We start from the raw sequence: 23,585 nt of genomic DNA on the forward strand, positions 1-23,585 counted from the left end.
GAAGGATGAAGAAGAGAACTATCAGTATCCTTATTCCATTTAAGAATACCGCAGAATTCCTACCGGACTGCATACAATCCATCATCAACCAAACTTATGACAACTGGGAAATCCTGGCTGTTAATGACCATTCTACAGACAACAGTTTGGATGTCATGCATTCGTATGCGCAAAAAGAAACCAGGATCAACGTATTGAAAAATGAGGGTAAGGGAATTATAGAAGCCCTAAGAACTGCCTATTCCCATGCCCAGGGCACTTATATAACCAGAATGGATTCCGATGACATTATGTCGCCGAATAAATTGGAAAATATGGTCCGTTCCCTTGAAAAGCTAGGACAAGGACATATAGCCTTGGGAAAGGTGAAATACTTTTCCAAGGAAGGAGTTGGGGATGGTTATAAAAGTTATGAAAAATGGTTGAACCACTTAACGGAAAAAGGGCTGAACTATTCGGAAATATATAAGGAATGTGTAATACCTTCCCCCTGTTGGATGGTACATAGGACAGATCTGGAGAGGGCTGGGTCATTTACTTCAAATCGGTATCCGGAAGATTACGACCTGGCCTTCCGGTTTTATGAACAGGATCTAAAATGTATCCCAACCAATGAACTCCTTCATTATTGGCGAGATTATGGCCATAGAACTTCCAGAACTAGTGAACACTATGCCCAGAATTATTTCTTGGACATAAAACTACACTATTTCCTAAAGCTGGACCGAGATAATGAAAGCCCCTTAGTGCTGTGGGGTGCAGGCAATAAAGGAAAAACCTTGGCCAAAAATCTTCTAAAAAAAAACATAGCATTTATATGGGTATGCAACAACTCCAATAAAATTGGATTGGATATATATGATAAGAGGATGAATCATTATCTGGAATTAAGTAAACTCCAAAAAGCCCAGGTCATAATTACGGTTGCCAACAAAGAAGCTCAGGAATTTATAAAGGACTATTTGCAGGATCAGGGGAAAAATAGGGTTCAAGATTATTTCTTTTTTTGCTAAACTGCAATTGAGGCACTACTTTAAGGAATATTTTCACTTTTCCCAGTAACTTATTTAGTTCATAGATGTGCCATAAATTTAAGACCGGCTCGAAATTCTTTTCTTATATTTGAAAAATTAAATTTAGGAATGCTGTTTAAACATCCGGAACTCCTTTGGGCCCTTTTACTTCTCCTCATTCCTATTTTTATTCACCTTTTCCAACTCCGTAGATTCAAAAAGACCCCATTTACCAATGTAAGGATCTTAAAAAAGGTAGTAGCGGAGTCCAGAAAGAGCAACTCCATAAAGAAGTGGCTACTGTTGTTTACCCGGCTATTGCTCCTAACGGCACTTATTGTTGCGTTTGCCCAACCCTTTATTCCTGGTAAATCTGCGCTTAAAAGCAATGAAATAGTTATTTACCTCGATAATTCCCTAAGTATGCAGGCTAAGATGGGAACCGGTACCTTACTGGAAAACATGGTACAGGAAATATTAAAATTTGTTCCCAAAGAAAATGTTTTCACCCTTTTCTCCAATGATAAGATATATAGGGAAGTCCGTATAGGGGATATTAAAAACGATTTGCTTGCCCTACCCTATTCCAACAATCAATTACAGTTGAAAGAAATTTATTTAAAGGCCAAGACTTTATTCTCCAAGACAGAAGGGACGCGTAAAGATCTAGTCTTGATTTCCGATTTTCAAAAAAGTATTAATTCTACCATTTTGGACTCGCTCCCCGACATACATAGACATTTCATAAAATCGACTCCGAAAAACCTTGGTAATATTTCCATCGACACTGTATTTGTAAACGCTAGATCCTCGGAGAATTTGGATTTAAAAAGCATACTCACTACCAACACGGAAGTGGACAACACTCCGATTTCCCTATATAATGGAGATCAATTGATTGCAAAAACCTCGGTTACATTCAATAAAAATAAAAAAGGCGAGGTTATTTTCACCGTTCCGGCAAACGAGATTATAAATGGCAAAATTTCAATCTCAGATGCAGGTCTCAATTATGACAACCAACTTTACTTCAATTTGGCCAAGCCTGATAAAATCAAGGTATTATCCATAGGGGACGCCGATAATGATTACTTGAGGCGTATATTTGATGAGGAGGTATTCCAGTATTCCAATCTAAGTTTAAAGTCATTGGATTACAGCCTGTTGGAATCGCAAAATCTGATTATACTCAATGAACTTAATTCGGTCCCCACAGCCTTGCAAAACGCTTTGCAAGCCTTTAAAAATACCGGAGGCAGTTTCGTGGTTGTTCCAAGTGGCCAAGCCAATCTGGAAAACTACAATTCCTTTTTAACCGGGCTTTTAAATACTGTGATAATTTCTTCGGTTAAGGAAGATCGAAAAATTAGTCAGATTGCCTTTGCCCATCCCCTGTACAGGAATGTGTTCGAAAAGGAAGTAACCAATTTCCAATATCCCTCCGTCAATTCCTTCTATGGTATAAAATCGGCTCTGCCAAAAATCCTTTCTTATCAAAGTGGCGATCCATTTTTAGTAGGCGATAACGGCACTTATTTATTTACAGCGTCCATAGCCAAGGAAAATTCGAATTTTTTAAATTCCCCCCTTATTGTCCCGACCCTCTACAACATGGGTATGGCAAGTCTAAAGATTCCCAAAATCTATGAAATGATAGGTAACAAAACCACTGTTGACATTCCAGTTAACCTAACAAAAGATCGGATTTTGAAAGTATCCCAAAAAGATTTCGAATTTATTCCCTATCAACAGTCTTTTGCCAACAAAACTACCCTGACTTTTGACGACTATCCAGGGTTTGCAGGGATCTACCATATAACAGACGAGGGAAAGGCCATTAAAAACATAAGTTTCAACTTTCCCAGAGAGGAAAGCCAACTGCACTATATGGACTTAAATGAGCTTGATGCAGGCAGTAGAAATGATAATGTTGCCAGCTTGTTCCAAAATTTAGAAAAAGACAATAGCATCAACGAGCTTTGGAAATGGTTTGTTATTTTAGCATTAGCATTTATATTTATTGAGGTTCTTATCCAAAAATTTCTCAAATGAACATACTTTTAAAATCTGCCAAAATAGTTTCTCCCTCCAACAAGGAACTTCATTTAAAAAAGCGCGATATATTTATAAAAAATGGGGTAATTGAAGCTATTGCCGCCAATTTGGATATTCAAGAAAAAACAAAGGTCGTCCAGTTGAAGAATCTTCATGTTTCCCTTGGGTGGTTCGATTCGAGTGTAAGTTTTGGAGAACCGGGCTACGAAGAACGGGAGACCGTTGAAAATGGCCTTTACACAGCCGCAAGGAGTGGTTTTACCAACATTGTCCTAAACCCCAATACCAATCCCTTGCCCGACAGTAGCTCCGATATTGTATTTTTAAAAAATGCCTCGAAAAATGCAGCTACTTCACTTCATGCTTTGGGAACATTGACCGTTAAATCTGACGGAGAAAGTTTGGCCGAACTATATGATATGAAAACTGCCGGCGCCGTAGGATTTTATGATTACAAATTACCTATAAGGAACTCAAATCTCTTGAAAATTGCCCTGCAATATGCCCATAATTTTAATGGACTCGTACATTCCTTTCCTATGGATATGCAGATTGCCGGAAAAGGAATTGTAAACGAAGGGGAAGTATCTACCAAACTAGGGTTAAAAGGAATTCCCAATTTAGCCGAGGAGCTTAATATTGTGAGGGATCTGTTCATATTGGAATATACGGGAGGAAAACTACACATCCCTACTATTTCAACCGCCAATTCCGTAAAACTCATTGCAGAGGCCAAGAAAAAGGGACTGGATGTGAGCTGCAGTGCGGCCATACACAACCTCTGCTTCACCGACGGGACTTTGACCGAGTTCGACTCCCACTATAAATTGATGCCGCCGCTTAGAACCCAATCAGATCGCAAAGCCCTGATTAAGGGATTAAAGGATGGAACCATCGATTTTGTTACTACAGACCACAGGCCTATGGATATTGAACACAAACGAGTGGAATTCGATAATGCCTCTTACGGTACCATAGGTCTGGAAAGCGCTTTTGGAATGTTGAATGGAATTTTTGATCTGGACACCACCATTTCCCTCTTGACCAAAGGTCGCGAAAGATATGGCATTGAAGCACCACGCTTAACAATTGGTGAAAACGCAGTGCTAACTTTGTTTGATCCTGATCAGGAATACACCTTTGAAGAGCAGCACATTTTATCCAATTCCAAGAATAGCTGCTTTTTGGGAAGTAAACTTAGAGGAAAGGTCTACGGAGTTGTGACAAACAACCAAATAATTAACTAAATTTATAGAAATTAAAATCTTAAAGATGGACCAGAATACAATAGATGAAGGAAAAACTATGGCTATGATCAGTTATTTTACGGTTATTGGCCTGCTCATTGCCTTTTTAGTAAACAGTGATAAAAAGAACGAATTTGTCAAATTCCATATTGGCCAATCATTACGGGTATGGATATTGGCCATTGCCCTCTCCATTGTCCTTGGACTTATAGCTGTTACAATGGGGATGGGTTTCCTTAGAATATTGCAGTGGGCCCCGTGGGTTTTGGCCGTATTGGGCGCCATTAATGCCTACAACGGAAAGTTGGAAAAATTACCTATTATCGGATCTATTGGAGAATAATAGGAAAGATCAATAAATTTAAGGAGGTCTTATAGGGGCCTCTTTTTTTGTTCAAATTTTTAACTTCACTAAATTTGCCTCTATGGAGAATGTTATTAAGGAAGGAAAGACAACGGCAATTGTGGCATACCTCACAATGGTTGGAGCATTGATTGCCATTTCGATGAATTCGGATCCAAAGAACGCATTTGCACGGTTTCATACCCGCCAGGCATTTGGTTTACATCTTGTTTTTCTTGGCTTTGCAATTTTTTTAAGTAATTGGTACAACGAATATGCTTGGTACGGCCTCTATGTCTTTTATATAGTACTATGGTTCTATGGCTTTCTTGGAGCCTTGAACAACAAGAAACAGGAGGTACCTGTACTTGGTCCCTATTTTCAGAAATGGTTCACTTTTATATCTTAGAATGACTACAGCTCCCCTTTCATTGGAACATCTTATTAGACCTTCAAATATTACTGAAGGCAAACCTCCTGTACTTTTCATGTTCCACGGCTATGGAAGTAATGAGGAAGATTTGTTTTCCTTTGCCTCCGAACTCCCTAAAGAACTTTGTATCATATCCGTTAGGGCCCCTTACCCTATGCAACCCTATGGCAATGCTTGGTACGCCATTAACTTTGAAGCCGAAAAAGGCAAATGGAACAATGAGGAAGAAGCGGTTCTCTCCAGGGATAAAATTAAAACATTTATAGAGGAAGCTTGCAAAACCTATGGGCTGGACGAAAAAAATGTGACCTTGCTAGGGTTTAGCCAGGGCACCATCCTGAGTTATGCAGTAGCCCTTTCCTACCCCGAATTGGTGAAAAATGTAATTGCCCTAAGTGGTTATATCAATGAAAACCTACTTTTGAAGGGTTATAAGGAAAATGACTTCAAGGATTTAAGGGTCTACGTCTCCCACGGTAGTGTAGACCAAGTAATTCCGGTTGCCTGGGCGCAGCAAGCCCCTAAATTTTTGAAGAATCTAAAGATAGACCATGTATATGAAGAATTCCCTGTTGGCCATGGGGTGGCCCCTCAGAATTTCTACTCCTTCAAATCATGGCTACAGGATAAAATTTAATTGCTGCGGGTGTACAACAAATGGTCCATCAAAGAAAAGTCCACCCCCAGATCGTCCTTAAGTTCATATTTGATCAATATTTCTCCCCAATATTTCCCATCGGAGAAATCGGCCAAAATCCATTTATGGTTTAAAATTTTGATCTTGTTAATTTTAAAATCGTTTTCCATACCCTCATATGGGATCAACGGATTATCGCCCTTACTCTCATTGGTCTCCAATAACTTGTCCGATATATAGAGACTGGGATCCTTTAAATTTAAATGATCGTAATAGGCCAAGGCGTCATCATTGTTTTCCAAAGAAAAATATTGGTTGTCCAAAACCTTGATATGTAGCTTCTGAATGGAATCCTCCAACTGTGAGAGCATCTCCTCTTGGGCTTTTATTTTGGTATTTTTTGCCTTTACCATATTATTGGTACTTACAAATTGATAGAGTGCTATTAGGGCAACGAATATGAACAAATACAAGTAAATCTTATGTTTCATTCCTTTATTTTCTATTTTATTGGATTAATAATATTTATTTTGAGATGAAATATTTTTTATGAACCATGTCCAGTAGGTTTGTTTAAACCTCTATTACCAGATTGTCATAGGCCAAATGAACATTTTCCGGAAGCTGTTGCTCAACCTCATCATGAAAGCCCAATAAATGGCTTATATGGGTCAAATAGGCTATTTTAGGCTTTACGACATCAATGAACGCCAAAGCTTCCTCCAAATTGAAATGGGAATGGTGGGGCTCCAATCGCAAGGCATTGACCACCAAAGTGTTTACTCCCTTAATTTTTTCCATTTCTTCCCTTTCCATACTTTTCACATCGGTTAGGTACACAAAGTCCCGTATTCTAAACCCAAAAACCTGCAATCTATTGTGCTGGGCCTCTATGGGTATGGCCATTAGGTTTCCGATCCTAAAAGGCTTATTGTTCTTAATCGTATTGATCTCTACGGCAGGGGCTCCCGGATATCGATTTTCATCGGCAAATATATAATGGAACCGCTCCTTGATCGAGGTAACGACCCGTTCATGGGCATAAATGGGAATATCGCCCTGCCTGAAAAAAAATGGCCTGATATCGTCTATTCCCGCAGTATGGTCGGAATGTTCATGGGTAAATAAAATCCCATCAATTTTTACCACATTATTGGTGAGCATTTGCTGTCTAAAATCGGGGCCACAATCTATTATATAATTAAAGGAATCCCAAGAAACCATAACCGATACCCGTAGCCGTTTATCCTTGGAATTATTGCTTAGACAGACAGGGTGTTTACTCCCAATTACAGGGATTCCCTGTGATGTTCCCGTACCTAAAAAAGTTATTTTCAATCCTATATCCATTTAATCCAAATTTATAACTATTTTATTAAATAGATAGCTCAAACTTTTTAACTTTGCCACAAGTAAATAAGACACTATGTCCAATATTTTTAAGAAAGAAATCGCTTTTACCAATGTTCCGTCCATTAAGGCAAAAACTTTAAGGATAAATTTGAACCCAGATATTTATGGTACGTTTTCTGAAATAGGTGCAGGACAAGAGACTTCTGGTCATTTTTTTAAATCGGGTGGTGCTTCAGGTACTATTGCAAAAGCAATGAGTGCGTACGACAAGGATTTTAGTGATGCTATTTATGGTATTGAGGAAGACGGTAGGTACGTAACCCAGTCCAGGTTAAAAAAAATGTTGGCCCATGAGATGGAAAACATGGAAAATAGGATAAGTCGGGAAAAACATCCCGACAGATTGTTTTTTTCCTATGCCAATACAGTTGCCACTATTGATTTCTCCAAGAGATACAAAGGCCATGGTTGGATCGGAATCCGGTATCAGTTGGATCCCAAACAAAAAGAATTAAACGAAATCATCCTTCATATCCGCTTTAAACAGAATGAAGCAAGGTTACAACAGGAAACTTTGGGTATTGTAGGGGTTAATCTTATTTACGGTGCTTTTTACAAATACGACAAGCCAAGAAAATTACTAAAATACCTGTACGACCATATTGACAAGGATACGGTTGAATTGGATATGGTGAATTTTTCCGGTCCCAATTTTACCGAAGTAGACAATAGGTTAATGAGTTTGCAGCTTGTTAAAAATGATATGACCGATGCTGTAATGTTCGGACCCGATGGCAATAACCTTTTGCCGGCGACCATTCTTTACAAAAAAAATATTCTGGCCCTACGTGGAAGTTTTAGACCAGTTACCTTGGTCAACATGGATATGTTTAAAAAATCCTATGAAATATTTATCAGGGAACCCAGTGTTGAAGAGGAAAATACCGTTGTTATTTTTGAAATTACCCTTTCCAATCTACGTGCATCCGGAGAAATAGACGAACAGGATTTTATGGACCGAGCCGAACTTTTATGTTCTTTGGGCCATACGGTAATGATTTCGAAATTTCAGGAGTACTTTAAACTCGTTGAGTATTTTAGCAATTATACCAAATCCAAGATTGGACTTACCATGGGGGTAAACAATTTGGTGGATATTTTCGATGAAAAATACTACCGCCATTTGAGTGGGGGCATCCTAGAGGCTTTTGGCAAATTATTCTTTAAAGATCTTAAAGTTTACCTATACCCAATGCGCAACGAGGAAACTGGACAAATTATGACAAGTAACACCATAAAGGTCCACCCTAGAATGAAGGAATTGTACAAATTCTTCAAATACAATGGAAAGGTGATGGACATTATAGATTACGACCCGGAAATATTACATGTTTTCTCCAGGGATGTCCTCAAAAAAATAATCAATGGTGAAGAAGGCTGGGAATCCGTGCTACCTGAGGGAATAGCGGAAATAATAAAAAAGAAGAAACTCTTTATCCGGAAACCCATAGAGGAAAATCAGGAAAAGGTTTAATTATTCATAGTAAAAGGGGCTGTCCAAATCTACAGGATTAGACAGCCCCATATTCATCTACCGTCTTTTATAGCAGTTGTGCGGCATGGTCCTTGGTCTTCACCTTATCAATTACCTTCTCAACAACTCCGTCCCCATCAATTACAAAAGTCTTTCTGTGAATACCGTCATATTTTTTTCCCATAAACTGTTTTGGCCCCCAAACACCAAAAATATTAAGGACGGTATGATCTTCATCCGCCAACAATGGAAAGGGAAATTGATATTTATTTTTAAAATTCAATTGACGTTTCTGCGAGTCGGCACTAACCCCCAAGAGCTCATAACCTTGCGATTTTAGCTCTGTATAGTTATCCCGCAAATTACAGGCTTCGGCCGTACATCCGGGCGTACTTGCCTTTGGATAGAAAAAGACGATTAATTTTTTTCCCTTATAATCAGATAGTTTAATGGTATTGCCGTTTTCATCCTTAGCCGAAAATGCAGGCACCTTATCCCCTACTTTTAAAGTATCCATAGTTAAATTTTAAGTAAATTTATAATTAAAAACACGCCCATATGAATGGGCGCTGCTATATTTATTTTTCATAAAATTACGCAATAAATGACGAAAGCCGAAAAAGTAAACTTTGCCATTGAGACCTTACAGGGAATATACCCCACCATTCCAGTCCCCCTAGACCACAAAGACCCCTATACACTGCTCATTGCAGTATTATTGTCTGCACAAAGTACCGATGTTAGGGTCAATCAGATTACCCCTAAACTTTTTGCCAAGGCCGACAATCCATATGACATGGTAAAAATGACGGCTGAAGAAATACGGGAAATTATTAAACCGGTTGGACTATCACCAATGAAATCGAAAGGGATTTACGGACTTTCTAAAATTTTGATTGAAAAATATGGCGGACAAGTTCCACAAGAAATGGAACTTTTGGAACAATTGCCGGCCGTGGGCCATAAAACCGCCAGTGTGGTTGTCTCGCAAGCCTTTGGTATACCGGCCTTTCCAGTGGACACCCACATACATAGACTAATGTACCGATGGGGATTTTCCAATGGTAAAAATGTTGTGCAAACCGAAAGGGACGCAAAAAGATTATTCCCAAAAGAATTATGGAACGATCTTCATTTACAGATAATATGGTACGGAAGGGAATATTCCCCTGCAAGAGGATGGAATTTGCAAAAAGACATCATAACCAAAACAATAGGAAGAAAAAAAGTTTTGGACGCCTACTACAAAACAAAAAATCCCAACTAGGAGTTGGGATTTTTTAGTCTAGTTTAAATTATTTTCGAATTGAATATTACTATATTCAACTATTTGCAAAGATTTGGAATAGCCAATCAAAAACTTAATAGTATCCGGACTAGCTTTGGCAAGTTTACACTTGTATTGATTCTCAGAGTAAATTTTTTCCATAGGATTATAGTATTGTTATGTTTAGATAACGCTACTAAAATGGAAATATTGTCCGATTCGTCCTATGACCTATTAATTCGTTAAAACGATATTATGCTTTTCAATTATTTTTCTAAGGTTAATAAGTGCATATCTCATCCTTCCCAAGGCCGTATTGATACTAACCCCCGTGTTTTCCGAGATTTCCTTAAAGCTCATATCCCTATAAATACGCATTAAAAGCACCTCTTTTTGATCGTCCGGCAATTCCTCGATCAATAAACTAAGATCAGTATCTATCTGATCCTTGATAAGTTGTTTTTCTACGTTTAGTTTATCATCACCAATTACGGAAAAGATATTAAAATCATCATTCCCCTCAAACATTGGCATTCTTTTGTTTCTTCTAAAGTGATCAATTACCAAGTTATGGGCTATTCTCATAACCCAAGGCAAAAACTTGCCTTCCTCGCTATAATTTCCTTTTTTCAAGGTTTTGATTACTTTGATAAAGGTGTCCTGAAAAATATCCTCTGAAACATCCCGGTCCAATACCTTGGAATAAATGAAGCTACTTATACGTTGGTTATGTCTGTTGATCAAAACCTCCAAAGCTTTTTCATTACCGTTAATGTAATCCTTTACTAATACTGAGTCATCTATTTGCAATTCCATACAAAATATTGTTTTTGGTTAAACTAGGGGGCCTCCCCTTTCGGTTCGGACTTTTTTTATTGCTTCTACTTTTTATGAAGACTATAAATCTTCATTATTAATTAGTAACAGGATAAAAGTATATAAATGGTAAGGTGTGCAAAAAACTATGTTGTAAAACCCCCGTTAATTGATGTCAAATGCCAATTTTCTTATTTTACGCATAATAATTGGCCAAAATTGAAGTTGAAACGGCCTTATGGAATTAAGGTAGGACTCTTTATTATCGTAAGCTGCCAGAAATAAAGATTTACCTATATATTAACGATTATGGAAAATCCTTCACATCCAATTGTTATATGGCTACCAAAAGCAGCCTTGCCATACAATGGAGGGACAGGGGAATACAATCGCAAAAGAATAATTGGGAGTTTAACCTACAGCGTATTGCCTATTAAAAGGTAGTCCATGACTTAGGTGACCAATAACCTAATGTACTGTCAGGCACAAGCTACTGAAGAAATGGTGGGAGCCTCTAGTTTAAGCAATGCTCATCCAATTCATCATTACACTTATTACTTTTGATAATATAAAGTGATTTAGAGTAATTCAACAAAAAATCTATCTTGGACCTACGTGTAGACATTAGTTTACAATTGTTCTTAGTAGTAACGTTGAATTTCCCCATAATAATATATTGTTATTGTCAAATAACGCAAGAGTTATGAAGAAATTAACCAAAAGCGGTTGTAAGGCTTATTAATTCGTTAAAATAATGTTGTTCTTTTCTACAATCTTTCTAAGATTGATAAGTGCATAGCGCATTCTGCCCAAAGCTGTGTTAATACTAACCCCTGTATTTTCAGATATTTCCTTAAAGCTCATATCCTTATATAGGCGCATTTCCAAAACTTCCATCTGATCTTTTGGCAATTCCTTGATAAGCAGGGTCAGATCCTGGTCTATCTGATCCTTAATAAGGCGCTTTTCAGCATTTAACTGATCATCGCTCATTATAGAGAAAATATTGAAATCATTGCTACCTTCAAATCTGGGCATTCTTTTGCTCTTCCTAAAATAATCTATTATTAGGTTATGGGAAATGCGCATTACCCAGGGCAGGAATTTTCCCTCCTCATTGTAATTACCCTTCTTTAGGGTTTTTATAACCTTTATAAAGGTATCTTGGAATATATCTTCTGTAATTTCCCGATCTTGAACTTTGGAATAAATAAAACTGCTGAGTCGCTGGTTGTGGCGGTCAATAAGTTTTGCCAGGGCTCTTTCATCCCCGTTCATGTAGTCTTTTACTAGTACTGAATCTTCTATTAATAGTTCCATACAAATTACTTTTTTGAGGCCAAAATGCCATACCTGTATTTGTATTACAAGTGCATTTGAGCAAAATTTTAAAAAAGTAATTTTGTTACGTATAGGCTATTTAGGGTTTATTATGCATCAAATATAAAAAAAATTATACCGAATCAAACTACTTTCCGGCAAGGAATAATATTTAGTTTAGGTCAAGGGCCACTAGCGAATAAAACGCACATATCGTATCTTTGCCAACTTAAATACGAGCATGACCACTATAACAGACGTTAATCCCAAGCATAATATTATAATTAAAGGAGCAAAGCTCCATAATTTAAAAAATATAGACGTTGTAATACCACGGAATAAACTGGTGGTCATCACAGGATTGTCCGGTTCGGGAAAATCCAGTTTGGCCTTTGACACCCTTTATGCCGAGGGACAAAGAAGGTACGTTGAAAGTCTTTCCTCCTATGCTAGGCAGTTTTTAGGAAAATTGGACAAACCCAAAGTGGATTATATTAAAGGTATAGCCCCGGCCATAGCCATTGAACAAAAAGTTAATTCCACCAATCCCAGATCTACCGTAGGAACCACTACCGAAATCTATGACTATTTAAAATTGATGTTCGCTCGTATTGGCCGTACTTTTTCCCCAATTTCGGGCAATGAGGTTAGAAAGCACACCGTTTCCGATGTGGTTGAACATATCAAGACCTTTGAGGAAGGTACAAAATTACTTTTGCTGGCCCCTATTAAAATTAGTGCCGATAGGGACCCCTATAAATCGTTACAGTTGTTTTCCAAACAGGGATTTGCCAGAATACTGTACAATGGGGAGGTTACCAGGATAGATGAAGATCTAAAGGATGTAGGTCGCGAATTTGATCTTGTGGTAGACCGAATCATTTATAAAAACGAGGAGGATTTTTTCAATAGATTGGGCAATGCCATTGATACTGCCTTTTTTGAAGGAAAGGGCGAATGTATTGTTCAGGAACTGGCTACTGGCCAAACTACCCGTTTCAGCAACAAGTTCGAACTGGACGGAATGCAATTTCTTGAACCCAATGTACACTTGTTCAGTTTCAACAATCCTTATGGAGCTTGTCCTAAATGTGAGGGTTATGGGGATGTAATAGGTATAGATGAGGATTTGGTAATTCCCAACACTTCGCTCTCGATTTTTGAAAATGCCATTTTTCCATGGCGCGGTGAAAGTATGGGATGGTACAGGGATGAATTGGTGAATGTGGCCTATAAATTCGATTTCCCCATCCACAAACCCTGGTATCAACTATCCGACCAGCAAAAGCAACTCGTTTGGGAAGGGAACAGTTACTTTACAGGTATCCATAAATTCTTTGAAGGCCTGGAAGAGAAGAGCTATAAAATACAGAACCGGGTAATGCTATCCCGATATCGCGGCAAGACCAAATGCAGCACCTGCAAAGGAAGACGTTTACGGAAGGAAACCGACTATGTAAAAATATCGGGGAAATCCATTTCCGATCTAGTGGAACTGCCCATAGAAGATCTTATCGGCTTCTTTAAGGAGATTGATCTCAGTTTTAACGAAGAGAAAATTGCCAATAGATTACTTAGGGAAATAGAGAGCAGATTGGGGTTTCTATACAATGTTGGACTTAGCTATTTAACATTGAACAGAAAATCCAATTCCTTGTCGGGTGGGGAAAGTCAACGCATAAATTTGGCAACCTCCCTGGGAAGTAGTTTGGTGGGCTCCATGTATATTCTGGACGAACCCAGTATTGGCCTTCATCCAAAGGATACCGAGAACCTAATAACAGTTCTAAAATCGTTACGCGACTTGGGCAATACCGTAATTGTAGTGGAACATGATGAGGACATTATGAAGGCGGCAGACCAAGTAATCGATATTGGCCCTGAAGCCGGGACGCATGGTGGAGAGGTGGTTGCCCATGGAACCCTGAACGAAGTTCTCAAATCCAGCTCCCTTACGGCGGCTTACCTAAATGGTACCATGGAAATTGCCGTACCCAAATCAAGAAGGCCTTACAAAAATTTCATAGAAATAAAAGGAGCACGGGAGAACAACCTTAAAAATATTGATGTTATCTTTCCCTTAAACGTTTTAACAGTAATTACAGGTGTATCGGGCAGTGGTAAGAGTACTTTGGTAAAAAAACTCCTATATCCTATAATTCTAAAGGAACTTGGTGGCTACGGAGAGAAAGCAGGGCAGTACAGTTCCATGGAAGGAAAATTTCAATCCCTAAAACACGTAGAATACGTAGACCAAAACCCAATTGGTCGGTCCTCCAGATCCAACCCCGTAACCTACATCAAGGCCTATGACGATATCCGTAATCTTTTTGCCAACCAAAAATTAAGCAAATTAAGAGGGTATCAGCCAAAGCATTTTTCATTTAATGTTGATGGTGGTAGGTGCGAAAAATGCAAAGGAGAAGGTGAGATTACGGTGGAAATGCAGTTTATGGCCGATGTGCATTTGGAATGCGAAACCTGCCACGGAAAAAGGTTTAAAAAAGAGGTATTGGAAGTGAAATTCGAAGATGCCAATATAGATGATGTTCTTAATATGACCATTGATGATGCCATAGGTTTCTTTGACCAAAACAATCAATCCAAAATCGTAACCAAACTAAAGCCACTTCAAGATGTAGGGTTAGGCTATGTAACCTTGGGACAGTCCTCCTCTACCCTTTCGGGAGGTGAAGCACAGCGTATCAAGCTAGCTTCATTTTTAGTAAAGGGGAGCACCAAGGACAAAGCCCTATTTATTTTTGACGAACCTACTACAGGCCTCCATTTCCACGATATTAAAAAATTGCTCAAATCGTTTGATGCATTAATTGACAAAGGACATTCCATAATTGTCATTGAGCACAATATAGACCTTATTAAATGTGCCGATTACATCATAGACCTAGGCCCGGACGGCGGAAATAAGGGGGGGCAACTATTGGTGCAGGGAACCCCGGAAATTGTTGCAAAGAACAAAACTTCCTACACGGCCAAGTATTTAAAGGAAAAATTACCCCATTAGTTAGGGGGAATAATTACGACAGTATCCTATGATTTTAATTTTGATAGGTTTCTATCCCATAAAATAAGCCGACCAGGCCCTGCCCTATCTTACCATATACTGTTCGCTAATTGCCTGTTTACTATGTCCTTTACCAAAAACCGGCCACCCTGCGCTGCCCACTGTTTACTGATCACTGATCCCTGCCCATAGCTACAACCCACCCAATACTCAGTTCTTGTTACCATTGCCCCCCTTAGCCACTGTTTACGGAACTACATCATAGCTGTTTATAAATGATAAACACATGATAATCAATTGTTTAAAATATTTGTTGATTTTTTGGCATGCTGTTTGGTATATATAAATTGAATGTAAATAGTTGCATTCAAAATTAAAACCTTATATCATGAGAAATTTAATACTCCTTTTTACAGCGCTTATATTGGGTACTACTGGTTCCAAGGCAGCTTCAATGGAAGATAAGGTTGCCACAAGCAATACTTATAGAAACAATAACTCATTTATATTCGTTGAAAATGGCATCACATTTTCAGTATACCCAGATGGGGAGTTCGATTTCTATATTGACAATAGAGATGGCGTGAATGCCAATGTAAATTTTGGCCATACCAATATTACTTTTAATTCGGGTTACGATTACAACCCATATGTACAGTATGACGATTACGGTGCGGTTATTCAAGTGGAAAATGTCCCCATCTACTACGATTACTATGGTAGGGTAACCCAAATTGGGGATGTGGACATCAACTACAATAGTGGTAGGGTATCCAGAGTTGGTGGTCTGTACGTATACTATAACAACCGTGGACTTTACAGCCATCACAGGGGTTACGTTAATATTTACAACAGACATTATGTGTATAGCCCTTTCCATAGTTATTTCGTAAGACCCGCCATAGGTTTTGGTTTAGTATTTGGTAGCCCTTATAGAAGATATTACAAACCTGTTAGGTATACCTATTACAGACCATACCACCACAACTATAGAAAAGCTTATGCCAAAGTTGGGCACCATTACAAGTACAACAAAGGACATCATGCCAAGAGAAGTACCATTTACAGAAACGACAAAAGAGTGGCTGTTAGAAACAATGGGTATAGAAATAGCAACAACCTACGGTCCAACAGATCGGTTGCAAGTAGAAGTAATGGGGTAAGAAAGAACAATACTGTTTCCAGAGGTACTACTTCCAGAAATAACAACACTATTTCAAGGACTACCACCCAACGCAGCAGCGCCAATGGCAATAGAACTATCAAAAGAAGTACCACGGTAAGGAGCAATTCTCCAAGTGCCAAAAATAATAAATCGGTTTCCAGGAGCGCCTCGATTCGCCCAAACAATAAGGGCAATGTTCAAAGAACAGTAAGTAGAACAACAACCACTAGGAGTACTAACGGAAGAGGGAGTTCTGTTACCAAGAGCAAGGCGGTCGTATCCAGACCTTCCGGGAATACCAGAACAGTGGTAAAAAAGGTAGCTAACAGTAGCCCTAGAAATACTTCGGTTAGAAGCAGTTCTACCAGTAGAAGTAACAGGAGTACCACTGTAAGAAATACCACCACAAAACGACCAAATGTGCAGTCGAAAAGCACTGCAAAAAGGTCGGTAGCCAGATCATCCGGTGGTAGTTCAAGAAAAATTTCAACGGCTTCCACAAGAGGAAGAAGTTCCAGAAGTAATTAAAAATAGTTTTTAGGTTGGTTAGTTGTTTAGCCCCGCAGTGAATTCGTTCCTGCGGGGTTTTACTTTCCTGGAAAGATTGGTATGCCACAGCTGGATACCCCTAATATTAAAAGCAGTCGTCTTTTAAGAAATGTAAGGTCTATCCCGGATGTATTAACTCTGATCTATTTTTTAATCCCCAACTTTTGCAGATAAAAGGAGATGGCCCCAAATACGTCTTCGGAAATTCTGAAGCGATACAACAGGTAAAGATAACAAACGAGTATTGCCATACTCTTTAGTACTATGTTCACTACCGGGTGAAAAGTAAATGTTACAAAATAAAAAATAATCGATATTGTAAACAGCAACAATACTACCTTAAAGGTCTCTTTAGTGAAGGGCTGAATGTCAAATTTCCATTTAACAAAACCCAATTTTATAGTATTATAGATAAAGAAAGCCATAAAACTGGCAATGGCCGCACCATCCAGGCCATATTTTGGAATCAGCCAAAGATTTAATAAAATGGTCAGTATGGCCAAAGCAACCCCCATTAGGAGCAATGCCCTATAAAAGTCCGAATTGTACATGATAGCATTGTTATTTCCCAAAAGGGCATCATATACTCTCGCAAATCCAATTATAAAAACAATTACATACCCCCCGCGATAGGATTCGGGCAACAAATTGTACAGATCATTTAAATTGAGCACAATCAAAATAAATATGAGTCCAGACACTATAAACAAGGTAAGCGAGCTCTTTTGATATAATGTTTTAAGAGCCTTGATATCCTTTTTATGAAGTATATCCGCAGTTAAAGGGTAGGTGATGTTGTGCATAGACCTTGACGGAACGGCAATGACGGTCGCAATATACCCGGCAACACTGTAATAGGCCACATTTTTAATCTCTATAAACTGATTGATCATTACTTTGTCTACCTCCAATAATACAATGGCGGCCGATCCACCCAAAATAATCAGGGTGGCATAACCAATAATTTCACGGCTGTTGGCAGGAAAACCAAAATCCAGTTTCAATGGAAGCGTTCTTAAGGCATAGGCCTGCATTATAATGGTTCTAAGGATATACATTCCAACCATCGCATTGAGAAAGGTAAGCACGGAAATCTGGTCCCAATAGACCAACAAAAGCAGAAACGTTACTACTATTCTGCTGAATACCTCTTTCATAAAATTCCCAAAAACCGATTTCATTTGAACCTTGGCCCAGGCGTAAAACACCTCAAAATAGGCCATTGCCACACCAATAATGAAAATGTGCCATACATACCCTTTTACTATTGGGTTCTCCTTGGACAAAAAATCACCAATGGCCTCATTGGCCAAATATGAAATGGCCCCAATAGGAACAATAAGTATAAGAGGCAAGAAAACCATTAGGGTCAAAAAACTATTCTTAGTATTAAGTTCCTGGAAACCAGAATAGTATTTAACCATGGCATTTGGAATCCCAAATGCCAATAGAGGCATTAAAACAGAAGAGGCGGACAGTATTACATTGACCAAGCCAAAATATTCGTCCGATAAAAACCGTGTATAAAGAAAAAGAAGGTTCAATGCCCCTATGGCAAAGCCACCATAGGTAATCAAAGTATTGTTCAATGATTGTTTTAAGACTATTCCCATGCCAAATACCTGGATAACTTTGCCGTTAATTCCTTTCTGTGATATTGTTCTACCGCTGCCCTAGGTAAATTCAATTGTTCCTTTTTATATTCTTGAAACCATTGTAACAGCGTACTTTTCAATTCACTTAATTGATCATATGTATAGGTCCGCCCAGTATTGGATCGTGCTATAAGATCCCCAACCTCCCAGTGGGCAGGTCCCACACCCAAGATAGGCCTTTTTGACGCCATATACTCAAATACCTTTCCTGGAATAATCCCCTGGGTTTCTTCGGAATCGATTTCTATCAACAGCAGTACTTGGGACTTGCCCTGATATTTCAATGCTTCGTCATGCGAAATATAGCCCAATAATTTGGTATAGGATTGGAGGCCGTAAAAATAGATGCTTTCCAAAACATCCGAACTGATAACGCCGGCCAATTGCAATTTGAAACATTTTTTAAAATCGGGGTATTCCTGAATTAATTCTGATAAAGCTTTCCAAAGATTCGAGGGGTTCCTCCCTGTAAGCAGTGACCCTATATGGGAAATGGTAAAATCGACATCCAAAGCCACGGAACCGCCCAGGGTTGTATCATACCCATTGGTGATAACAGTAATAGGTTGTTGGGTTATATTGGAAAACTCCCGTCTTGTTGTATTACTGGTCACAATTATTTTATCTGCCTTATTAAGCACTAAGTGCTCCAGCTGTTTGTGCTTCGCCCGTGAAGCCTTGGTCAGTTTCATTTTTTTATGATAGCCTATCGAAGTCCACGGATCCCTAAAATCGGCTATCCATCTAATGTCGGTACTCTTTTTTAGTTCAAGGCCAATAAGATGCAGGCTATGTGGGGGGCCGGTAGTAATAACGGTTGCAATATTTTCTTTTTCAAGGACTTCCACCAAAAAACGAACTGATGGTTTTATCCAAAATTTTCTGGCATCAGGAATAAATAGATTTCCCCGTATCCATAACAACACTTTTTCTATAACCGATTGATTTTTGGAATTGATTATTCCGGCGCTGATCTTCTTGGTCTTTTTTTTGGAAAACAGCTTGGCAAAACCATAGGGTTCAAAAATAGGCCTCTTATATACTTTTATCCCTGCTGGTATTTCTTCCACCAAAGATGCATCCATTATGGGATAATTGGGATTTTCCGGAATGTAGACAATGGGTTCTATTTCATAATCCCTTAGGTATTTCACAAATTTCAACCATCGCTGTACTCCAGGCCCCCCTGCCGGAGGCCAATAATATGTGATGATGAGCACCTTCTGCATTAAGCCAATGGTTTTTTCCTAGAGGCCCAAAAAGCATGACCAATTCCAAAAAGGAAGACTATGATCAGGATAATGGAACTTGCCATGGTAATGTTACCACCAACCTTAATAAGGCTGGGTTCAAACTTAAACTCAATTTTATGTGTACCGGCAGGGATTTCAAGTGCCCTTAGCACATAATTCACTTCAAAATGCTCTTTCAATGTACCATCTATATAGGCATTCCAACCATGTGGATAGTACATTTCGGAAAACACGGCAATTCCGGGATAGGCATTTTTGGAACTGTAAGTTAAATGATTGGGCTTATATTGGATAAGTTCTATGGTAGATAAAGAATCTGTCTTGTAGTTAAGCTCATTCAAATCAGTAAATTTCGATTTATCAAAAACTGCCTTATGCTTCACATCCAAGGTATTCAATGCCATTATTTCATCATTGGCATTATAAACTGGCACCAATTCGTCAATAAACCATGCATTGCCATTGGCATCGGGATTTAAGGCTGGATAATTTCTACCCTCCTCATCTTGCTGCACCACATATTTCACATTGAGCATGCTCAACACCCGAACATTGTTCTTGGAAATATGAAAGTCGAACAGTTCCTGAATTCCTGCCGGTTTGGCAGCGTGGTAACCCCAAATGGACTGGTGAAAATAGGCTGTACGGCCTCCTCCACCGATTTCGGAAGGGTCGTACACCCTAAAAATAGAGGTATCCTTGGCAATCTGCTTGTCCATTTCAGTTTCCTGAAAAGGTTCCAGCATTCTGCGCTGTGCTACAAAATCGTCTTCATTGACATAGCGCTTTGCAACCCCTACCAAATCCAACAATACAAGCCCCCCCAATAGAAGAATGACCAAATTTTGCTTTAACTTATTTTTCAAATAAAACCAAATCACCAAGGCAGCCAAGGCTACATAGATCAACGACCTAAAAATATCGGTGTTATAAACGGCCTTGCGGTCCGCTATAATCAAGGAAACAATGTCGTCCCCATAATACTGTCGATAGGTTTCATCACTCTGTCCGGTAAAACTGAACATTCCCTTCAGCAGGAAAAGAAGCACTCCGATTCCCAAGCTAATGAAAAGTGTTAATTTTAAGTCTTTTAGTTTCTTAGGGGTACCCTCTTTGGGTTCAAAAAGTTGTGCCAGGGCAAGGATGGCCAAAACGGGAACGCAAAGTTCCAGGATAACCTGAATGGATGACACCGCCCTAAATTTATTGTACAACGGAAAATAATCGATCATTACATCTGTAAGCAGACCAAAATTTTTGCCCCATGACAACAGTAAAGCCATAATAGTACCCCCCAAAAGCCACCATTTTACCTTACCTTTTACCAAAAATAGCCCTAGAACAAAGAGAAAGAACACCACGGCCCCAATATAGGCAGGAGCGGCAACAATAGGCTGGTCTCCCCAATACAATGGCAAAGCACTGGTGAAGTCCAATGCCTTGGTCCTGGAAATTCCATTCTCGGTCAAAAAGGCATAGGTTTTGGAATCGGCTCCCAGGTCCTCTCCACCAGACCCTCCGAACAGTCTTGGAACAAACAAATTCAGGGATTCCACGATACCATAACTAAATTGCGTAATGTATTCCCTATCCAGACCGGAACCGCTTTCTTTGGGCTCTCCATCGGGAGTTATGGTAAGGTCCGATTTTCCTCTGGTACTCCAATCGGCATATTCCTTCGTAGCCATTAGACTTGTAGCATTGGCCGCTATTCCCAGCAACACGGCCAAGACGAGGATTCCGACCGAGATACCAAAATGTTTCAATTTCTTTTTCTTAATGGCATCCACTAGATACACCCCTCCAAGGATAAGCACCAACAACATAAAGTAATAGGTCATCTGGTAATGGTTGGCCCCTACTTCCAGTGCCATGGCAATGGCCGTAAGAAGGAAGCCCCAAAGATATTTCTTCCTAAAGACCAAGATAATCCCCCCCAAGAGCATGGGCATATATCCAATGGCATGTGCCTTGGCATTGTGCCCTACCCCCAAAATAATGATCAAATAGGTAGAGAAACCAAAGGCCAGTGCCCCCAATACCGCCAATTTATAATCTACCTTGAGGCAGCATAGCAAAATATAGAAACCGATAAGATATATAAAAAGATAATCCGCAGGCCTAGGTAAAAACCGGATAACCCGATCCAACTTCTTTACATAATCGTGAGGATAATAAGCCCCCAACTGATAAGTGGGCATTCCGCCGAAGGCGCTATTGGTCCAATAAGGCTCTTCACCCGTTTTCTTTCGAAAATCATTTTGCTCCTTGGCCATTCCCGTAAACTGTACTATATCGGATTGCTCAATTACCTTACCCTGAAGAACGGGATAGAAATATGCCAGGGCTACAATTACAAAAAATACGGTTACAAAAAAATGGATAAAAAAGGCTCTTAGACCGTTTCTCATGGTTGGTTATGGTAAAAGGTTATTCAATTTCCTCAAAATCTATATATTCTCCAACATTTTTTGAGCTATTCTTTTTGTTGGTCGTTTTCCTATCAATGATCACGTCACCAATTTGCTCTTCGGCTTTGGTTTGCTGCCCGGCAAAACCTTCAAATTTTTCCTTAAAATGTTCCTCCGTCTTCCTTGCTGCGTATCTGAACAATTTGGGAGCAAACCATTTGGCTAGAATTTTAAGCAAATAGTATACTAAGAGTACAATTAGTATCGTTTTTAAAAAACCCATAATTAGTTGACAAATTTTATATCAAAAGTACAATTCTAACGTTGTATTAATAGTGCAAAAGTCTTAAAATAATAATAAAATAGTACCTATGGACTATAATGTTTCCAAGAAACGTCTAATGAAAATACTAATATTTGGAATATTCACCATTCCATTCGTTGCATTTTCACAATACACCGATGTCATCAATTCCAACCGACCAGGTTTGTCCGTAAGTGCATATGCCATAGGTACCAACGTTTTACAGGCCGAATTTGGCGTTGCTTACGAACAACAGGACCATTCCAAATTAGAGACCGAATCCAATATTTTTGGAGCCGATCTTTCTTTGCGTTATGGCCTACTTTTTGAAACCTTGGAACTGAATTATGAAGGCACCTTCGACAATCAAAATAAAACCTACACCAACACAGGGGTAGAAATTAAGAACACCGATTTTTCAAGAAACAGAATCGGTTTAAAATATTTAATTTACGATCCTTTCAAGAATCCGGAAAATAACAAGCCCAATCTGTACAGCTGGAAGGCCAACTATGGGTTTAAACTTAAAAACCTTATCCCGGCCATATCGGTCTATGCAGGTGCCAATTTTGTTTTGGGCGACAATCCTTTTTACAGAGGTGAGCCAACAGTTTCCCCTAGGGTAATGGTAGCAACACAGAGTAGGCTCACGCCAAGGTTTGTACTTATTTCCAATATTGCCTATGACAGATTGGGAACGGATTTTCCGGAATGGAACTACACGGTATCCCTATCCCATGCTTTTAGGGATCCCAAATGGAGTGTCTTTGTAGAAAACCAAGGCATAAAAAGTGATCGCTACTCCGACGTACTATTAAGAGGTGGTGTAGCCCATTTGTTAGGTGAGAATATGCAAGTGGACATGAACCTAGGGGCAAGTTTTAAAAATACGCCCAGTAGGATCTTTGCCACCATGGGGTTCTCCTATAGGATAGATATGCACAGGGACAAGGTGAAGGCCATAGAGGATCAAAAGGCTGGGGAAAATGGTGGTCCCATTAGCAAGAACGCCATGAAGAAAAAGAAAAAAAGCAAAAACAAAGGCCGTGGCGCTGAAGATATAGATTTGGGGCCTTCCAAAAAACAACTGCGAAAACTAAAGAAAAAGGAAAAGAATAGGGACGATTCTGAAATTGATTTCTAACAAAATAACTTTTGTACTTTTTCCTATAGATTAATATTGCTAATATTGAACCATACAAGAA

The 23,585-nt window shown here is 39.0% G+C and carries 20 protein-coding genes; 11 read left to right on the forward strand and 9 right to left on the reverse strand.

All coding sequences use genetic code 11. From position 1 onward, the window contains the following. Positions 1–5 precede the first annotated feature (5 nt). The 6 genes from C7972_RS18095 to C7972_RS18120 all read left to right on the forward strand — a co-directional run bounded on the left by C7972_RS18095 (position 6) and on the right by C7972_RS18120 (position 5,728). The gene (locus C7972_RS18095; protein WP_110357572.1) at positions 6–1,013 is read left to right on the forward strand and encodes a glycosyltransferase family 2 protein; all 1,008 of its coding nucleotides are present in this window, start codon (positions 6–8) and stop codon (positions 1,011–1,013) included. 129 nt (positions 1,014–1,142) lie between these two features. After that, complete coding sequence (locus C7972_RS18100; protein ID WP_110357573.1) at positions 1,143–3,065, forward strand: BatA domain-containing protein; 1,923 nt, start codon at positions 1,143–1,145, stop codon at positions 3,063–3,065. Beyond that, the gene (locus C7972_RS18105) at positions 3,062–4,315 is read left to right on the forward strand and encodes a dihydroorotase family protein (RefSeq protein WP_110357574.1); all 1,254 of its coding nucleotides are present in this window, start codon (positions 3,062–3,064) and stop codon (positions 4,313–4,315) included. The genes C7972_RS18100 and C7972_RS18105 overlap by 4 nt, the downstream gene beginning before the upstream one ends. A gap of 25 nt (positions 4,316–4,340) precedes the next feature. Beyond that, positions 4,341–4,658 (forward strand): DUF4870 domain-containing protein, encoded by a 318-nt coding sequence (locus C7972_RS18110; RefSeq protein ID WP_110357575.1) that lies wholly within the window; start codon positions 4,341–4,343, stop codon positions 4,656–4,658. 82 nt (positions 4,659–4,740) lie between these two features. Further along, a complete protein-coding gene (locus tag C7972_RS18115) occupies positions 4,741–5,067 on the forward strand; it encodes a hypothetical protein (RefSeq protein WP_110357576.1) in 327 nt (108 codons plus the stop codon). 1 nt (position 5,068) lies between these two features. Next, complete coding sequence (locus C7972_RS18120) at positions 5,069–5,728, forward strand: alpha/beta hydrolase (RefSeq protein ID WP_110357577.1); 660 nt, start codon at positions 5,069–5,071, stop codon at positions 5,726–5,728. Here the strand turns inward: C7972_RS18120 and C7972_RS18125 are convergent. Both C7972_RS18125 and C7972_RS18130 read right to left on the reverse strand, forming a co-directional pair. After that, positions 5,725–6,219 (reverse strand): hydrolase, encoded by a 495-nt coding sequence (locus tag C7972_RS18125; protein ID WP_110357578.1) that lies wholly within the window; start codon positions 6,217–6,219, stop codon positions 5,725–5,727. The two genes, C7972_RS18120 and C7972_RS18125, sit on opposite strands and share 4 nt — an antisense overlap. An 82-nt stretch (positions 6,220–6,301) precedes the next feature. Next, positions 6,302–7,078 (reverse strand): MBL fold metallo-hydrolase, encoded by a 777-nt coding sequence (locus C7972_RS18130; RefSeq protein ID WP_375334792.1) that lies wholly within the window; start codon positions 7,076–7,078, stop codon positions 6,302–6,304. Between the two features lie 76 nt (positions 7,079–7,154). On the opposite strand from C7972_RS18130, the gene C7972_RS18135 reads away from it, so the two are divergent. After that, positions 7,155–8,615: a TonB-dependent receptor gene (locus tag C7972_RS18135; protein ID WP_110357579.1), complete on the forward strand. Its 1,461-nt coding sequence runs from the start codon at positions 7,155–7,157 to the stop codon at positions 8,613–8,615. A gap of 67 nt (positions 8,616–8,682) precedes the next feature. On the opposite strand, the gene bcp is transcribed toward C7972_RS18135, so the two are convergent. Beyond that, positions 8,683–9,132 (reverse strand): thioredoxin-dependent thiol peroxidase, encoded by a 450-nt coding sequence (bcp, locus tag C7972_RS18140; RefSeq protein WP_110357580.1) that lies wholly within the window; start codon positions 9,130–9,132, stop codon positions 8,683–8,685. Between the two features lie 87 nt (positions 9,133–9,219). Here bcp and nth point away from each other — a divergent pair, with 87 nt between their 5' ends. Next, on the forward strand, positions 9,220–9,882 hold the full coding sequence (gene nth, locus C7972_RS18145) for an endonuclease III (protein ID WP_110357581.1): 663 nt from the start codon (positions 9,220–9,222) through the stop codon (positions 9,880–9,882). A gap of 234 nt (positions 9,883–10,116) precedes the next feature. Here the strand turns inward: nth and C7972_RS18150 are convergent, their stop codons facing one another. Both C7972_RS18150 and C7972_RS18155 read right to left on the reverse strand, forming a co-directional pair. Next, positions 10,117–10,698 (reverse strand): RNA polymerase sigma factor, encoded by a 582-nt coding sequence (locus C7972_RS18150; RefSeq protein WP_110357582.1) that lies wholly within the window; start codon positions 10,696–10,698, stop codon positions 10,117–10,119. A 738-nt stretch (positions 10,699–11,436) separates the two neighbouring features. Beyond that, positions 11,437–12,018 (reverse strand): RNA polymerase sigma factor, encoded by a 582-nt coding sequence (locus tag C7972_RS18155; protein WP_110357583.1) that lies wholly within the window; start codon positions 12,016–12,018, stop codon positions 11,437–11,439. 241 nt (positions 12,019–12,259) lie between these two features. Between C7972_RS18155 and uvrA the strand changes: the two genes are divergently transcribed. Both uvrA and C7972_RS18165 read left to right on the forward strand, forming a co-directional pair. After that, on the forward strand, positions 12,260–15,043 hold the full coding sequence (uvrA, locus tag C7972_RS18160; protein ID WP_110357584.1) for an excinuclease ABC subunit UvrA: 2,784 nt from the start codon (positions 12,260–12,262) through the stop codon (positions 15,041–15,043). Positions 15,044–15,431: 388 nt separating this feature from the next. Continuing rightward, on the forward strand, positions 15,432–16,736 hold the full coding sequence (locus C7972_RS18165) for a hypothetical protein (RefSeq protein ID WP_110357585.1): 1,305 nt from the start codon (positions 15,432–15,434) through the stop codon (positions 16,734–16,736). Between the two features lie 164 nt (positions 16,737–16,900). Here the strand turns inward: C7972_RS18165 and C7972_RS18170 are convergent, their stop codons facing one another. From C7972_RS18170 to C7972_RS18185, 4 genes are read right to left on the reverse strand one after another with little or no spacing between them, the layout of a single operon-like run. After that, entirely contained in the window at positions 16,901–18,370 is a 1,470-nt protein-coding gene (locus C7972_RS18170; RefSeq protein ID WP_110357586.1) for a polysaccharide biosynthesis C-terminal domain-containing protein, read from the reverse strand. Continuing rightward, positions 18,361–19,641: a glycosyltransferase family 4 protein gene (locus tag C7972_RS18175; protein WP_110357587.1), complete on the reverse strand. Its 1,281-nt coding sequence runs from the start codon at positions 19,639–19,641 to the stop codon at positions 18,361–18,363. Before C7972_RS18175 ends, C7972_RS18170 begins: the two co-directional genes overlap by 10 nt. Next, complete coding sequence (locus C7972_RS18180; protein ID WP_110357588.1) at positions 19,641–22,076, reverse strand: hypothetical protein; 2,436 nt, start codon at positions 22,074–22,076, stop codon at positions 19,641–19,643. The genes C7972_RS18175 and C7972_RS18180 overlap by 1 nt, the downstream gene beginning before the upstream one ends. Positions 22,077–22,095: 19 nt before the next feature. After that, positions 22,096–22,359, reverse strand: a complete 264-nt coding sequence (locus C7972_RS18185; RefSeq protein WP_110357589.1) for a DUF4834 family protein — start codon at positions 22,357–22,359, stop codon at positions 22,096–22,098. A 118-nt stretch (positions 22,360–22,477) separates the two neighbouring features. Here C7972_RS18185 and C7972_RS18190 point away from each other — a divergent pair, with 118 nt between their 5' ends. Then, on the forward strand, positions 22,478–23,524 hold the full coding sequence (locus tag C7972_RS18190; RefSeq protein WP_258364892.1) for a transporter: 1,047 nt from the start codon (positions 22,478–22,480) through the stop codon (positions 23,522–23,524). Positions 23,525–23,585: the final 61 nt, after the last annotated feature.

Source organism: Arenibacter sp. ARW7G5Y1 (genome assembly GCF_003201775.1).
In the GTDB taxonomy this organism is placed as follows: Bacteria; Bacteroidota; Bacteroidia; order Flavobacteriales; family Flavobacteriaceae; genus Arenibacter.

Excerpts from the sequence above, each read along its gene's own strand:
- C7972_RS18180 (WP_110357588.1), bottom strand. The coding sequence starts at position 22,076 with ATGAGAAACGGTCTAAGAGCCTTTTTTATCCATTTTTTTGTAACCGTA.
- C7972_RS18190 (WP_258364892.1), top strand. The coding sequence starts at position 22,478 with ATGAAAATACTAATATTTGGAATATTCACCATTCCATTCGTTGCATTT.
- uvrA (WP_110357584.1), top strand. The coding sequence starts at position 12,260 with ATGACCACTATAACAGACGTTAATCCCAAGCATAATATTATAATTAAA.
- C7972_RS18155 (WP_110357583.1), bottom strand. The coding sequence starts at position 12,018 with ATGGAACTATTAATAGAAGATTCAGTACTAGTAAAAGACTACATGAAC.
- C7972_RS18135 (WP_110357579.1), top strand. The coding sequence starts at position 7,155 with ATGTCCAATATTTTTAAGAAAGAAATCGCTTTTACCAATGTTCCGTCC.
- C7972_RS18150 (WP_110357582.1), bottom strand. The coding sequence starts at position 10,698 with ATGGAATTGCAAATAGATGACTCAGTATTAGTAAAGGATTACATTAAC.
- C7972_RS18130 (WP_375334792.1), bottom strand. The coding sequence starts at position 7,078 with ATGGATATAGGATTGAAAATAACTTTTTTAGGTACGGGAACATCACAG.
- C7972_RS18165 (WP_110357585.1), top strand. The coding sequence starts at position 15,432 with ATGAGAAATTTAATACTCCTTTTTACAGCGCTTATATTGGGTACTACT.
- C7972_RS18175 (WP_110357587.1), bottom strand. The coding sequence starts at position 19,641 with ATGCAGAAGGTGCTCATCATCACATATTATTGGCCTCCGGCAGGGGGG.
- C7972_RS18110 (WP_110357575.1), top strand. The coding sequence starts at position 4,341 with ATGGACCAGAATACAATAGATGAAGGAAAAACTATGGCTATGATCAGT.
- C7972_RS18125 (WP_110357578.1), bottom strand. The coding sequence starts at position 6,219 with ATGAAACATAAGATTTACTTGTATTTGTTCATATTCGTTGCCCTAATA.
- C7972_RS18095 (WP_110357572.1), top strand. The coding sequence starts at position 6 with ATGAAGAAGAGAACTATCAGTATCCTTATTCCATTTAAGAATACCGCA.
- C7972_RS18185 (WP_110357589.1), bottom strand. The coding sequence starts at position 22,359 with ATGGGTTTTTTAAAAACGATACTAATTGTACTCTTAGTATACTATTTG.
- C7972_RS18120 (WP_110357577.1), top strand. The coding sequence starts at position 5,069 with ATGACTACAGCTCCCCTTTCATTGGAACATCTTATTAGACCTTCAAAT.
- C7972_RS18115 (WP_110357576.1), top strand. The coding sequence starts at position 4,741 with ATGGAGAATGTTATTAAGGAAGGAAAGACAACGGCAATTGTGGCATAC.
- nth (WP_110357581.1), top strand. The coding sequence starts at position 9,220 with ATGACGAAAGCCGAAAAAGTAAACTTTGCCATTGAGACCTTACAGGGA.
- bcp (WP_110357580.1), bottom strand. The coding sequence starts at position 9,132 with ATGGATACTTTAAAAGTAGGGGATAAGGTGCCTGCATTTTCGGCTAAG.
- C7972_RS18170 (WP_110357586.1), bottom strand. The coding sequence starts at position 18,370 with ATGGGAATAGTCTTAAAACAATCATTGAACAATACTTTGATTACCTAT.
- C7972_RS18105 (WP_110357574.1), top strand. The coding sequence starts at position 3,062 with ATGAACATACTTTTAAAATCTGCCAAAATAGTTTCTCCCTCCAACAAG.
- C7972_RS18100 (WP_110357573.1), top strand. The coding sequence starts at position 1,143 with ATGCTGTTTAAACATCCGGAACTCCTTTGGGCCCTTTTACTTCTCCTC.